The following is a 13,856-nucleotide window of genomic DNA, read 5'->3' as shown; positions in this document are numbered from 1 at the left end:
ATGACGTACAGCGGAGCGGTGGAGGTCGGCGGTCCCGCCGACGTGCACGAACTAAGCGACCTCGTGATCTCGAAGATCGCCGTGGGCCCGATGAACAACAACGCCTACCTGCTGCGCTGCCGGGCCACGGACGAGCAACTACTCATCGACGCGGCCAATGACTCTGCTCGCTTGCTCAGCCTCATCGGCGACGACAGCATCGCCTCGGTCGTGACGACGCACCAACACGGCGACCACTGGCAGGCTCTCGACGAGGTAGTCCGGGTGACCGGAGCGCGCACCTACGCCGGACGGCATGACGCCGAGGGCATCCCGGTCCCGACCGACGTGCTGGTGGACGACGGCGACACGATTCGAGTAGGGCGTGTGGAGATGACCGCGCGCCACCTCGTCGGCCACACGCCCGGCAGTATTGCCCTGATCTACGACGACCCGCATGGCCATCCCCATGTCTTCACCGGCGACTGCCTCTTCCCCGGCGGCGTCGGCAACACCTGGGGCGAGGAACGGTCATTCGCCAGCCTCATCAACGACGTCGAGACCAAGTTCTTTCACGCCCTGCCGGACGAGACCTGGGTTTACCCGGGCCACGGCACCGACACCACGCTGGGCGCTGAGCGCCCCCACCTGGCCGAATGGCGAGAGCGCGGCTGGTAGCGGGGCCGCGGCCCCACGCACGGCAAGCCCAAGTGCCCCCGGCGTCACTCGACGCTGGGGGCACCGTACGTGGTGGGGCCATGCCACGGAGTTGCACGCCCGACAAGCTGTGGCGCACCGGAGGGGCGCTACCGGGGACCTCACACCCCGGCGCGCCCCTCCGGACCAACCCATCAGACGTCGAGGCTGTCCTTGGTCTCGGCGTCCGCCTGGGCCTGCTTCTTCGTCGCGCGCAGGCTTGTGATGGTGGTGATGACGAGCACTGCGCAGATCACGCCGAGCGAGACCGGAATGCTGATCTCGGGAACATGCACGCCGGACTCGTGCAGCGCGTGCAGCACCAGCTTCACGCCGATGAAGCCGAGGATGACCGACAGCCCGTAGGAGAGGTGGACCAGCTTCTTCAGCAGCCCACCGATCAGGAAGTAGAGCTGCCGCAGTCCCATCAGGGCGAAGGCGTTCGCAGTGAACACGATGTACGGGTCCTGCGTGAGGCCGAAGATCGCGGGAATGGAGTCCAGCGCGAACAGGATGTCCGTAGTACCGATCGCCAGCATGACGACGAGCATCGGCGTCATCAACCGCTTGCCGTTCTCCATGACGAACAGCTTGGTGCCGTGGTACTTGTCGGTTGAGGGAATGCGTCGCTCCACCAGCTTCAGGAAGCGATTCTCCTCGAATTCCTCGTCCTCATCGTCGGCCCGTGCCTCCTGGATGAGCTTCCAGGCGGTCCAGATGAGGAAGGCGCCGAAGATGTAGAAGACCCAGGCGAAGTTGGCGATGATCGCCGCGCCCGCGCCGATGAACCCGGCCCGCAGCACCAGCGCGATGAGTACGCCCACCAGCAGCACACGCTGCTGGTAGATGGACGGCACCGCGAACTTCGACATGATCAAGACGAAGACGAAGAGGTTATCGACGCTCAGGGACTTCTCGGTGATGAAGCCCGCGAAGAACTCACCGGACGGCTGGCCGCCCCCGAATATCAGCAAGCCGAGCCCGAATAGCACGGCGAGGGCGATCCATACCACGGTCCATATTCCGGCCTCCTTGATGGAGACGTCGTGCGGTTTGCGGCCGCCGATAAAGAAGTCGATGGCGATTAGGGCACACAGACCAACGATGGTCAGCACCCACATGGTCAAGGAAACGTCCACTGCTCCTCCGGCAGATTGCGTACGGCAACTATCAGCGTCGTCGCTGCCGGAGGTCTCTTCCGCCCAAGACGGCCATACGTGTCAGCCGTCCAGGCCGACGCCCCGGGACCCTAGGGTCCGTGTTGACGGGAACGCCGCAGCAGGAGTACTCCCCTCCGTGTAAAGAAGAGTACAGGGGAGACCAAGGAATAGTAAAGAGGGTAAAGAGCGAGCTAAAAGCGCAGAACGAACGTGCCCCGCAGGCCGCCGAGAGGCAACCGCGCCAACCGGGCACCCGCCCGTCAGCCGGCCACGTCGTGCCCTCCGTAGGACTCCCGGGCCCGGGCCACCTGACGGAGCACCCGCAACACGACGTCACTGCCGGGGGGCGCCAGCGATGGTTCAAACGTCCAGGCGTGCCCGACCCAGGGATCGGCCAAGTGGTCATCGGGGACGGGGGTGACACGCAGCAGCGCACGCCACAGCGGGTCGAGCACCGGCCCGTAGGCCCGCGCGTCCTCCCGGTCGGCCACCATCATCAGATGTACGCCGACGGAGGGGCCCTCATCCGCCAGGTAACGCAACTGGGTGACCGCCCGGTCATCGAACCCGTGCGGGAAGTCGTTCACGATCAGCAGTTGTTGAGCGGTGTCCAGGTCAGGCGGCAGCGCATCGACGGCATCGCTACGGATGGCCATCTGCACCAGATCAACCCGCTGAGTCAACTTCGCCAGCACCGCCGACACGCCCTGCGCCCCGGCCGCTGGCGGCGCAGGCAGCGCCCCGGTGCTGGTCAACGGGGTGAGCGCAGACGCGCCCGCCCCCGCCGGGTCGATCACATGGACGGTGAACTCACCCACCGGGTAGACCGCGATCAACCGGGCCGCGTGCGCGACGGCGCTCTCCATCGCCAGCCGCCGCAGTTCGGTGGAGTCCACCAGGGCCGCGTCCGGGGAACCGCCCCGACCGCTGTCCACCCATAGCCCGCGCTCCAAAGGCAACCGGACCATCATGGGGATGCGCAGATCCGTGCGCTCGGGCAGGTGCAGGTCACCGACGCGCAACGCCATCGGCAACTCCATCGGCACCTCGTACGCCTGCCAAGCAGAGCTCTCCCAGCGGGCGTAAGCGGGCGGCAGCGCGGGCTCGACCACCTGTGCCTCGGCAACGAGTTGAGCCAGGTCGCGATCGAGTACGGCGCGGGCCTGCTCCACGAGCTGGGTGTGCCGGGTCCGCGCCTCGGTGCGCGCGGCATCGGCGAGCGGCCCCACCCGCGTACGCGGGTCGGAGAGGACCGAGTCGAGCTCCTTCTCCATCCGCGAGTCCGCGAAATCGACGGCACTGCGGTAAGCCGCCGTCGTCCTGGCCAGGTCCTCGAACATGCCCCAGACCTGGTTGTACAGCCGCTCCTCCATCGTCCAGCCGGAGGCATCACCCGCAATCGGCTGCGGCGGCTGCCCCGGCGGGCCGGGCTGTGAAGCCGCCGGAGGCGGGGTCGGCGTGGCGGTGTGACGGCCGGGGTGCCGGTAGTTCACTGGGCTGCCCGACGGCGAGGCCGAGGCGTCCGCACCCCCGGAGGCCGGCGTTCCGATCGGGGCGGTTGCCGCCCCCGCGCCGGTTGTGCCACTGCCACCCGTAGGGCCGTGTTGCACCGGGGCCGTGTCGCCGCCTGCCGCGGCCGTACGCACCCGTCCCCCGCCCTCGCTCGCCCGCACCGCCGGTGGCTTGAGTGATGTGGCCATGCCGCGCACCACCGCGTCATTGATCTCCCCGGCCAGCGTGACCGCCTCGGGCAGCCCCTGGTCCTGGAGCATGGCCGCGAGCCCGCCCGCGTACCCCTGGCCGACAGCTCGCACCTTCCACACACCGACCCTGCGGTATAGCTCCAGGGCCGTCACCGCCGACTCCGCGTCCAGGTCGGTGATCGTGTACGTGGCGATCTCGACCCCGTCGAGATCCGTCACCGCTATGAACGGGGCCGCCAGGCCACCGAATCGCACTGGCCCGCCCACTCCGGTCGGCAGGGCGAGCAGCACCGTGACCCGATGTACCGCCTCCGGCAACGCACTGAGATCAACCGCGAGGCGGTGGTTGACCGCGGCCTGCCGGGACACCTCAAGTCCGGAAATCTGCGGGGCAGCGGGATGCGCGACCCAGTCGGCGCCCCGCACCTTCCCCTGGTCGTCTCCGAGTGTCGCTCCGGCGACGACGGGCTTGCCCGCCGAAATCCGGACCTCCAAACGGGTCTCAGGCAGCGGGTGGTTCTGCCCCCGGACCAGCTCGGCCGTCATCACTGCGCCCTCTCGTCGTGGTGTGCGTGGTGTGCGTGCGTACTGCGGCGGAGGCGGTGATCTGAGTTGGCAGCGGACAACCGGTGGCCCCGTCAGCCGCCCCGAGCGGGCCGGCACGCACGCCCCACGCGACCTGGCCACAGACGCCCGCCATGACGGGCCAAGCGACGTTCCGCTTTGGGGCGGTCTGGCGGTGTGTTCGGCCCTGCTCCGCGGCCAAAGGTGCGGCATCGGCACCGCGGTGCCGAGCGGGGGTACACCGACCACTGTCCGTTCGACCACAGCGCCGGCTCCAGGGCGGGTCAGACCAGGTGACAGCTGGCGCCCGCCTGGTGCCAGAGGTGCTTAAAGGTGCGGGACGATCGACGGCATCAGGTCCTGGAAGGTGCGGCCATTGGCTGGGCTGCCGAGGGCCGTCATCTGCCAGCCGTTGCCCGCACGGTGCACCTTCGCCATGATCTGGGCCGTGTACTGCCCGCCGCCCGTGAGCGTGTAGCGCGCCATCTCCTCACCGTTGGTCTCATCCACCAAGCGGCAGAAGGCGTTGGTGACCTCGGCGAAGGTCTGCCCGGTGAAGGAGTTGACGGTGAACACGATCTGGTCCACGTGCACCGGGACCCGCTGTAGGTCAACGAGGATCGCCTCGTCGTCACCACCCTGCCCCGCACCTCCGACGAGGTTGTCACCGGTGTGCCGGACCGAGCCGTCGTCGCTCGTCAGGTGGCGGAAGAACACGACATCCACCGGCTGGTTGTCCGCGAACAAAACGGCCGACGCGTCGAGATCGACCTCCTTGGTCCGCTTTCCGAACAGGCCGCGGCGGGGCGCGGACTGCCAGCCCAGACCCATCCGCACGGCAGTCAGGGTGCCACCATCCGCCTTTTGAAGGCTGATGGCCTGTCCCTTGGACATATTGACCGTCACGCGCTGTCCCTCTCTCGAATTTTCCCCGGTCGCCCGTCTGTACGACCTGCTTAAACCCTATGCACTGCCCCCGCCGGTGCGGCTACCCGCATCGGGCTTTGTGTCGCTCTTGCAACACACCAGGCGGCATGCCAGGCCCCAGCACTCCGAACAACGCGTGGCCCACCCTTCCGTCAGGACTGTCCCGCTTCGCGCATCTGCCGCAGTTCCTTCTTCAACTCACCCACCTCATCGCGCAACCGCGCCGCGATCTCGAACTGCAAGTCTGCCGCCGCGCCCCGCATCCGCTCGGTCATCTCCTCGATCAGAGCGGCGAGTTCGGCGGCCGGACGGTCCGTGAGCGCTCCGTCCTTGGCTCCCACCGCGCCCTTACCTCCGCCCTTCTGCTTCGCCAGCGCGGGCACCGGGGCCTTGCCCTTGGTCTTGTCCGTTTGCCGGTATCCGCTGCCGAGCAGTTGCTGGGTATCGACTTCCTCGCGGGCGATGGTCGCAACGATGTCGTTGATCTTCTTACGAAGCGGCTGGGGGTCGATGCCGCGCTCGGTGTTGTAGGCAACCTGCTTTTCCCGGCGTCGGTTCGTCTCGTCGATCGCCGTCGCCATCGCTGGTGTGATCCTGTCGGCGTACATGTGTACCTGGCCCGATACGTTGCGCGCCGCGCGGCCGATGGTCTGGATCAGCGACGTCCCGGAGCGGAGGAAGCCCTCCTTGTCGGCGTCGAGGATGGCCACCAGCGACACCTCCGGCAGGTCGAGCCCCTCGCGGAGGAGGTTGATGCCGACCAGCACGTCGTACTCACCGGCGCGCAGCTCACGCAGCAGTTCGACGCGCCGCAGCGTATCGACGTCGCTGTGCAGGTATCGGACTTGGATGCCCAGCTCGACCATGTAGTCGGTGAGGTCCTCGGACATCTTCTTGGTGAGCGTGGTGACCAGGACGCGCTCGTCCTTCTCAGTGCGGGTGCGGATTTCGTGGATCAGGTCGTCGATCTGCCCATCGGTGGGCTTGACGATGACCTCGGGGTCCACCAAGCCGGTGGGCCGGATGATCTGCTCCACATAGCCGTCGCCGCGCGCGAGTTCGTATTTTCCGGGGGTCGCGGAGAGGTAGACGGTCTGTCCGATGCGCTGTTGGAACTCCTCCCACTTCAGTGGGCGGTTGTCCATCGCGGACGGCAGCCGGAAACCGTGCTCGACCAGAGTGCGCTTGCGGGACGCGTCGCCCTCGTACATGGCGCCGATCTGCGGAACGGTGACATGCGACTCGTCGATGACCAGGAGGAAGTCCTCCGGGAAGTAGTCAAGGAGCGTGTGCGGGGCGGTGCCGGGGTCACGACCGTCGATGTGCAGCGAGTAGTTCTCGATGCCCGAGCAGGTGCCGATCTGCCGCATCATCTCGATGTCATAGGTGGTGCGCATCCGCAGCCGCTGGGCCTCCAGCAGCTTGCCCTGCGTCTCCATCCGGGCCAACGTGTCGGTGAGCTCCGCCTCGATGCGGGCGACGGCCTTCTCCATGCGCTCGGGACCTGCCACATAGTGGCTGGCGGGGAAGACGTACAGCTCCTGGTCGTCGGAGATCACCTCACCGGTCAGCGGGTGCAGCGTGGACAGCGCCTCGACCTCGTCGCCGAACATCTCGATCCGGACGGCGAGCTCCTCGTAGACCGGGAAGATCTCGATGGTGTCACCCCGCACCCGGAAGGTGCCGCGTGTGAACGCCACGTCGTTGCGCGTGTACTGGATGTCCACGAAGCGCCGCAGAAGCTGGTCACGATCGATTTCGTCGCCGAGCTTGAGGTGCACCATGCGATCGACGTATTCCTGCGGCGTGCCCAGGCCATAGATGCAGGAAACGGAGGCGACGACCACCACGTCCCGCCGGGTGAGCAGCGAGTTGGTTGCCGAGTGGCGCAGCCGCTCAACCTCCTCGTTGATCGAGGAGTCCTTTTCGATGTACGTGTCCGACTGCGGCACGTACGCCTCGGGCTGGAAGTAGTCGTAGTACGAGACGAAATACTCGACGGCATTGTTCGGCAGCAGTTCGCGGAACTCGTTGGCGAGCTGGGCCGCCAGGGTCTTGTTCGGCGCCATGACCAAAGTCGGCCGCTGCAACTTCTCGATCATCCACGCGGTGGTGGCGGACTTGCCCGTACCGGTCGCACCGAGCAGGACGACGTGCTCCTCACCTGCTCGGACGCGCCGTTCGAGCTCGATGATCGCCGCTGGCTGGTCACCGCTCGGCTGGTAGGGGCTGACGACCTCGAAAGGCGCCACAGTGCGTTGGATGTGAGATACGGGCCGCATGGAACCACCGTACGACTCGCCACTGACAACGGCCGGCCGCTCGACCCGTAGCCTGACCCCCACCGATCCAAGATTGACAGCGAAACGCTACCGATCGATCACGCTTCGAAACCATACGCTCCCATACGAACAGATCCATCGTCTCAGTCCACCCATACGCTGCACGGGCGCAACGAAAGGTCATCGGCCATGTACGAATACAAGGTGATCCAAATTCGCGAAAAGCTGATCGGCGGAAAGATGTCGCCGGACAAGGTCGAAGATGTGCTGAACAAGTACGCGGCCGAGGGCTGGCAGGTCAAGGCCATAACCGCCGCCGATGTGAAGGGGCGCGTGGGCCCCGGCGGCGTGGAAGGGCTGCTGGTCACCTTCGAGCGCCCGCGCCGCTGACCCACCACCCACGGTCGGCCCGAGCCCTGGCGGGCAGGTCGCAAGCGTGTACGCCGCTGTGCCATCGGGTGCCAGCGCCCGGTTGCTGACCCGACTGTCATTCGGTCCGATGCTGATCCCGCACGGCGCGCGTGTAGCGGCACCGCTCGCATCCCGCACGGCGCGCGCGTGAGCGGCACCGCTCGTATCGTTCGCGTGGGAGGCGGCCAACTCCGCACTGCGGTGTAACCGGAGCGCGCCGTCGCCCCCGCACATCCCCCGCAATCGCCCCCAGCCGTAGGACGACTACTCGAAGCTCATCCGGAAGCGGAGCCTCGAAGAACAGCGCGGAACGCCTCTCGTTCAATTTCTGTCCATCCCACACCTGTCTTCCGGTACGGAATGACTGGGACTCTCTGCCCGTCGTGTCCATCCCTGAGTCTCTTGACGCGAGGAGCCCGTATGCACATCCGCCCTGTCGCCGCAGCCACCGGCGTGTTGCTGGGAATGTCCGCGCTCTTCCTCCCCGCAACGTCGGCCCAAGCCGCCGACCCCTCCCCCGCACCTGTGACCGTCGCCCATCGGGGAGCGTCCGCGTACGCCCCGGAAAACACGCTCGCCGCCATCGACGCAGCGGCCGAGCTGGACATCGACTGGGTGGAGAACGATGTCCAGCGCACGAAGGACGGCAAGCTGGTCATCGTCCACGACACCACGCTGAACCGGACCACCGACGTCGAGCAGGTCTTTCCCCACCGCGCGCCGTGGAACGTCGCCGACTTCACGCTCAAGGAGATCAAGCGCCTGGATGCGGGAAGCTGGTTCGGCCCCAAGTTCGCCGGTGAGCGGGTGCCGACGCTGGAGCAGTACATGAACCAGGTCAGCAGCAACCGGCAGAGCCTGCTGATGGAGATCAAGGCGCCCGAGCTCTACCCCGGCATCGAGCGGCAGACGCTGGACGTGCTGCGCCGCCAGGGCTGGCTCGACGGTCATCATGTGAAGCGCCGGCTGATCATCCAGAGCTTCAGCGCCGACTCCGTCAAGATCACACACGAGCTACGGCCGGAGGTGAAGACGGGCTTCCTCGGCACCCCCGCGGTGGCCGACCTGCCGAAGTACGCGAAGTTTTCGGACCAGATCAACCCGAGCTACAAGACTGTCAACGCCGACTACGTCGCCGCGATCCAGGCAGTACGGGGCGCGCACGGCAGGCCGTTGGAGGTCTACACCTGGACGGTGAACGACGCCCCGAACGCGGTCAAGGTGGCCGACATGGGAGTGGACGGCATCATCACGAACACCCCTGACGTCGTGCGCGACGCGGTGGAGCCTGCAACGAAGTCCGACGACGGCGACGCGGCTCGGACAGCGGCTGCGGTGGCGTAACACCACTCGCCGTACGCGGCCAGCCCGCCCGGCGTGGGGTGGCGCCTGCGACGCCGGTTCGGGCCTCAAGTCTCGCGCCCCGCACCACGGCGCCACAGCATGGGGCCCGTACGGCCCCATGCCCCGTGTGGCAGGCATCCAGCGGGTATTCATGCTGTTGGACGCCTGCCGCACAGCCGGCCCTCTGCCCTGGTCTCCGCGTCCGCCACCGCCGGGCGCCCTCCCGCCCCTCGCCACCGTACGGCCCGCGTTCACGCAGGTCAGCGATGATTGTCAGAGGGTGGTTCTACGCTGAAGGCGTGAACATCTCAGAGCAGGTGGATCAGGGGGCGTACGCGGGGGAGCAGCGCCCGACGCGTGAGCAGAGCTCGGCGCATGAGCGGGGCCAGCGGCGGGGCTCGGCGCACCGGGAAAGGCCAGCAGTCCAGCTTGCCAGTCGGTCCTGGGCATGGCAGGTGACCGACTCGACCATAGGTCCCCTCCTTCTCGTCGCGACGGACCAGGGGTTGGTCCAAGTCGTCTTTCACGCCGACGAGAAGAGGGTTGCCAATTCCCTCGACGGTCTGGGCCGCCGTCTTGGGGCCGCCGGATCTCCCTCCTGCGACCACCCGGTGATCGCGGAGGCGGTCCGTCAGCTCGACGCGTATTTCGCCGGTGAGTTGCGCGACTTCACCCTGCCGCTGGACTGGTGCCTGACATCTGGCTTCAACCGCCAGGTACTGCGGGAACTGGTGGCCCACGTTTCCTATGGCGCCGTCGTCGGCTATCAGGACCTCGCGATCCGCGTGGGTGAGCCGGGGGCTGCTCGCGCAGTCGGCGTGGCCATGGGGGCGAATCCCCTTCCGGTCGTTGTCCCCTGCCATCGCGTCGTCGAGAGCGACGGAGGGATAGGCGGCTTCGGGGGCGGATTGGAGACCAAGCGCAGTCTGCTCGCGCTGGAGGGCGTTTTGCCGCAGCCGTTGTTCTAGGTCGCTTCTCGTTCTTCCGGCTCCGCGAGGCGGGCGCTTATCGCTCCGCGCGCCCGTCTGCCACGCAAGCCTGATCACGCACTGTCGGCGCCGTTCCACGCCGGGTGGCGAAGGTCGTCCACGCGCACGACAACGTCCGCATGGTCGGCGGGGTGCACCTCTGCCTCGTACCGGGCGAAGGCGGGCAGTGTCCACCGCTCGCTTTCCTGCGCACGCCGTGCGAGGGCAGCTGGTGACAGCCGCAGATGGACGCAGACATCGAAGGGAAACCCATGGCCAAGCAGCAACGGCCCGTGCAGCACCAGCACGCCGCCGGGCGGCAGCCGCACATAGGGCGATCGTGTCGCACGGTCGGTGGCGGGGTCCCAGAGGTCAGGCAGTACGTGCCCGCCGCCGCCGGGGTCGAGAGGGTTGAACACCTCACGCCACAGGGCGCCCGTATCGGTCCATCCGTCGTAGTACGCCTCGACGTCCTGCCGGCCGTACTCGTAGCGCAGCGACGCGGGGCGCAGGAATCCTTCCGTGCTCACCACCAGCACCGACCGCCCACGCAGGCGCAGGCCATCGGCGAGCCGCTCCGCGAGTTGTCCGGCCTGGGCGGCCGGCGCGCCGTCGATCCCCACCCGCAGCCAGGTGCCGTCGTCCGCAGCCCGCGTACGCGTCACGCGGTCGGCAAGCGCATCGGTCAGCCGTTCCCAGGAGATCGCTTCGAGCCGCACTCCCCCATCATGCCCCGCGGGTTCGACACCCTCATCGAGGCCCCCGTTCCCGAGCGCCGACGCAGCACCGACGCAGCACCGAGGCAACACCGACCGAGCAGACGTCCTGGCGGCAGCCATCCCTACGCTGCGGAACCGAGCCAGGGCGGTCCCTTGCCTACGCCCATGCGCCTCTTGCGCTCGCACGGTACTGCTGGGCTGCAGCGACGTCCGCCATCGCGTGCGGCGACGCTGCCGCCCGGGCCGTCAGGTCCAGCCGTATCGCTGCCGCAGCCGGGCCACGACACGATCGAAGCACGGGCGATCGAGCGCGCACGCCTCCCGGCGCATGCCGCGAGGGTGCACGCGCAGCACCCGATCCAGGTCCACCCACGACTCCCGCCCAGCGGCGTCCCATGGGCCCGACCCGATGGGCACCCACTCTCGGTCCGCGTCGTGCCGCTTGCTCGTCAGTTGCACCGCAAGCAGGGTCCCGGCCGCCTGCCGCGCGACGACCAACACCGGCCGGTCCTTGCCCCGGCCATCGTTCTCCTCATAGGGCACCCAGGTCCAGACGATCTCGCCGGGGTCGGGCTCTCCGTCCGGGTCGGGCGCGTACTCGGTCCGCACGGGGCCGACCTGCCGAGGATGGGCCTGTGCGGTGGCTGAAGGACCGCTGCGGCCCGGGACCACAGGGGCGTCCTGCGGGTCGTTGATCGCTGACGTCATGCGAACACGCTAGCTCGCGCGCCACCGGCCGATGGCCGCGGGCGCGGGCACACGGTGCAGCGTGCCAGAGCACGGCAAGACGACGAGAACGGAGAGGCCGATCATGCCCACCGCAGGCTCAGCGCAGCGTCAGCCCGTATGCGGCCAGCACCGGCACGATCGGCTGGTAGTACGTGGTGCCGCCACTCGCGCAGCCCTGTGCCGCAACGATGAACCCGAGCGCGGTTCCCCCGGAGAACGCGGGACCACCGGCGTCCCTCGGCTCCGCACACGCGCTGGAGGTGAACAGCCCGAAGACCGTGCCGCCGGGGAAGGCCACCGAGACGTTCACGGCGCGAACGGTGCCGCAGTGGTAGCCGGTCACCCAGCCGAGATGGCACAGCGGCTGTCCGACCCGCGGGCTTGCGGCGCCGGTGATGTCGATCGTGCCACCGGTGCCGAGCCTGACCTCACCGGGATAGGACACGGCCGTGTTGGTGTAGCGGATCACGCCGTAGTCGGCGCTGGGAAAGCTGGCTCCCGCGGTCGTGCCGATGGGGATCTTCCTCGCCTGATCCGCATACCAGGTGGTGCCCGCCTGTGAGCAGTGCCCCGGCATGATGCCGTAGGCGTCGCCGCCCTTTTCGGCGTTGAAGCCCACGGTGCAGGGGCCGCCGACGCTGTAGACCACATCACCGCCCATGACGACCGTCTGCTGACCAGCGGATGCGGCGGACGGCTGGGCTCCGGCGATGAGTATGGCGAACACCGTGGGCAGCACACCGGCCCACATCTGGCGCAAGGTACGAGCGGTGAAGCGGCAACGTCTCATGGTTCCTCCCAGGTCGGGCGAGCAGGCCAGGTCGGGCGAGCAGGGACGATCTTCGGCCGCGCTGAACTGGTGGAGGTTCGCCACCGAGGTGGCGCCGACAGCGGACAGTATGGTGCGGCGCACGGCCAACGAGGCACCCTTGTGCGCCGAGTCCGCTCTATGACCACCGCGCCGAGTCCGCTCGTGTGGTCACCGGCCGCCGCACCAGCAGCGCGGCAGGCCCGCCACCGAAGACGGTCACCCTGGCATGGCCGCTGCCCGCACCGCGCGCCACTCGCTCGCCCCGGGTATGCGGGCAGGCGGGCAGAAAACCACCGCTGTCGAGCGGCATTTCCGCGCGGGCCGCGAGGCGGGCTCACCTAGATGCAGGAGTACGTTGGAACTGGGAGATGCGTTGCGATGCTACGTACCGGAGATGAGCCACTGCACGCGCGCAGCCCACTGCGGTTGCGCCTGGGCCTGGCCCTGTGGGGCCTGGCCTGGTCTATCGCGGGCGCGGTGGCCTTTGCCGTTGTCAGCAGACCCGGCTGGGCAGCGGCCTGTGCGGTGATCGTCGTGGTGACAGCCACCGACCTGGTGTTCGTCATACGGCGGCTACGCCAGGGAGCCCACTACCAGCCCGGTAGAGAGGTGCCTCCATACGAGCCCAGCAACGGCGATGCCTCCGGGCCCGCACCCGTGCACGGGAACGGCGGCGGTCGCCAGGACCGCCGCCGTTCGAGAGCGCCCTAAGGTCCCCAGCTGAGCGCATGTGCTGAGCCCAGCGCTACGCGGTGACCTACGGGTTCCGCTGGAGGCATCGCCACCGGAACTCCGCACCTGACCACCCGGGGCCGCGGCGTCCCGCGGAAAGCCCATCGGCCACGCAACGCGGTTGCGCTCCGTGGTCCTAGCCTTCGTCGCCGAACCGGGCCGCTGCCATGAAGTCCGGGCGGGGGTCGAGGGCCGCGGCCAGCCGGAAGTGGCGCTTGGCCTCGTCGGGACGGCTGGCGCGCTCCAGGGTGCGTCCCAACGCAAAGTGAGCGAAGGCGTTGTCGGGCTCGCGCTCCAGGACGAGTTGAAACTCCAGTTCCGCGGCGCGAAGCTGGGCGCCCAAGAAGAACGCACGGGCACGCAGCAGGCGAACAGCGGTGTTGTCCGGGTGCGCGGATATGACGGAATCCAGCAGTTTGACGGCGCCGCGCGGGTCACGCGCTGCGAGCAACTGCTCCGCCGCGCGGTAGTCGATCACATGCGTCTCGGGCGTGTGCTGCCTGGTCACTGCCGTCTCCTCTCCCGGTTTCCCGGTCACTGGTCGCCGGCTCAGGGGCAGTTGAGCCGCGCTGATGTCCCCGTACCACCAGCCGTGCGCCCCCACCGCCGGCGGCGCGCGTCGCGCCACGGGGATCGCCACTAGCTCGACCGTACGGTGTGACGCCAGTGAGCAGCACAACGATCGGTCCCGCATCGGTATTCCCATGGCGCCGGTCGCTCACTCGCCCATCGGCCTCTCGTGACCACTTCGTTGGTCACCTCGCTCGCGTCACGCTGGTCGCGAGGCGAATGCGTCACGTTGGCCGTCGCGAGCGCATGCGGGACATCCGA

Annotated in this window: 13 protein-coding genes; 5 read left to right on the top strand and 8 right to left on the bottom strand. The window is 68.2% G+C overall.

Annotation, left to right across the window (positions count from 1 at the left end; genetic code table 11):
- Positions 1-657 carry an MBL fold metallo-hydrolase gene (locus FHS42_RS02975; RefSeq protein WP_184568872.1) on the top strand — a complete coding sequence of 219 codons (657 nt, stop codon included), beginning with the start codon at positions 1-3 and terminating at the stop codon, positions 655-657.
- Between the two features lie 173 nt (positions 658-830).
- On the opposite strand, the gene FHS42_RS02970 is transcribed toward FHS42_RS02975, so the two are convergent.
- The 4 genes from FHS42_RS02970 to uvrB all read right to left on the bottom strand — a co-directional run bounded on the left by FHS42_RS02970 (position 831) and on the right by uvrB (position 7,311).
- The gene (locus FHS42_RS02970) at positions 831-1,814 is read right to left on the bottom strand and encodes a TerC family protein (RefSeq protein WP_184568871.1); all 984 of its coding nucleotides are present in this window, start codon (positions 1,812-1,814) and stop codon (positions 831-833) included.
- A 281-nt stretch (positions 1,815-2,095) separates the two neighbouring features.
- Entirely contained in the window at positions 2,096-4,084 is a 1,989-nt protein-coding gene (locus FHS42_RS02965; RefSeq protein ID WP_184568870.1) for a TerD family protein, read from the bottom strand.
- 345 nt (positions 4,085-4,429) lie between these two features.
- Entirely contained in the window at positions 4,430-5,008 is a 579-nt protein-coding gene (locus FHS42_RS02960) for a TerD family protein (protein WP_184568869.1), read from the bottom strand.
- Positions 5,009-5,181: 173 nt separating this feature from the next.
- The gene (gene uvrB / locus FHS42_RS02955) at positions 5,182-7,311 is read right to left on the bottom strand and encodes an excinuclease ABC subunit UvrB (protein WP_184568868.1); all 2,130 of its coding nucleotides are present in this window, start codon (positions 7,309-7,311) and stop codon (positions 5,182-5,184) included.
- A 189-nt stretch (positions 7,312-7,500) separates the two neighbouring features.
- Here uvrB and FHS42_RS02950 point away from each other — a divergent pair, with 189 nt between their 5' ends.
- From FHS42_RS02950 to FHS42_RS02940, 3 genes are all read left to right on the top strand, one after another.
- Positions 7,501-7,701 carry a DUF4177 domain-containing protein gene (locus FHS42_RS02950; protein ID WP_184568867.1) on the top strand — a complete coding sequence of 67 codons (201 nt, stop codon included), beginning with the start codon at positions 7,501-7,503 and terminating at the stop codon, positions 7,699-7,701.
- A 441-nt stretch (positions 7,702-8,142) separates the two neighbouring features.
- A complete protein-coding gene (locus FHS42_RS02945) occupies positions 8,143-9,066 on the top strand; it encodes a glycerophosphodiester phosphodiesterase (RefSeq protein ID WP_184568866.1) in 924 nt (307 codons plus the stop codon).
- A 455-nt stretch (positions 9,067-9,521) separates the two neighbouring features.
- Positions 9,522-10,034 (top strand): methylated-DNA--[protein]-cysteine S-methyltransferase, encoded by a 513-nt coding sequence (locus FHS42_RS02940; protein WP_312866705.1) that lies wholly within the window; start codon positions 9,522-9,524, stop codon positions 10,032-10,034.
- A 74-nt stretch (positions 10,035-10,108) separates the two neighbouring features.
- Here the strand turns inward: FHS42_RS02940 and FHS42_RS02935 are convergent, their stop codons facing one another.
- The 3 genes from FHS42_RS02935 to FHS42_RS02925 all read right to left on the bottom strand — a co-directional run bounded on the left by FHS42_RS02935 (position 10,109) and on the right by FHS42_RS02925 (position 12,395).
- Positions 10,109-10,753, bottom strand: coding sequence for a nucleoside/nucleotide kinase family protein (locus FHS42_RS02935; protein ID WP_184568864.1), 645 nt, complete (start codon positions 10,751-10,753; stop codon positions 10,109-10,111).
- Positions 10,754-10,999: 246 nt separating this feature from the next.
- Positions 11,000-11,461, bottom strand: coding sequence for a type II toxin-antitoxin system PemK/MazF family toxin (locus FHS42_RS02930; RefSeq protein ID WP_184568863.1), 462 nt, complete (start codon positions 11,459-11,461; stop codon positions 11,000-11,002).
- A 118-nt stretch (positions 11,462-11,579) separates the two neighbouring features.
- A complete protein-coding gene (locus FHS42_RS02925) occupies positions 11,580-12,395 on the bottom strand; it encodes a S1 family peptidase (RefSeq protein WP_312866679.1) in 816 nt (271 codons plus the stop codon).
- Positions 12,396-12,671: 276 nt separating this feature from the next.
- Between FHS42_RS02925 and FHS42_RS02920 the strand changes: the two genes are divergently transcribed.
- A complete protein-coding gene (locus FHS42_RS02920) occupies positions 12,672-13,004 on the top strand; it encodes a DUF6343 family protein (protein WP_184568862.1) in 333 nt (110 codons plus the stop codon).
- Between the two features lie 157 nt (positions 13,005-13,161).
- On the opposite strand, the gene FHS42_RS02915 is transcribed toward FHS42_RS02920, so the two are convergent.
- Positions 13,162-13,533, bottom strand: a complete 372-nt coding sequence (locus FHS42_RS02915; RefSeq protein ID WP_184568861.1) for a tetratricopeptide repeat protein — start codon at positions 13,531-13,533, stop codon at positions 13,162-13,164.
- Positions 13,534-13,856: the final 323 nt, after the last annotated feature.

The organism is Streptomyces zagrosensis, from assembly GCF_014203645.1.
Lineage (GTDB): Bacteria > Actinomycetota > Actinomycetes > Streptomycetales > Streptomycetaceae > Streptomyces > Streptomyces zagrosensis.
The sequence above is the reverse complement of the archived record's forward strand: the minus strand, read 5'-3'. Positions and strand labels throughout refer to the sequence as shown.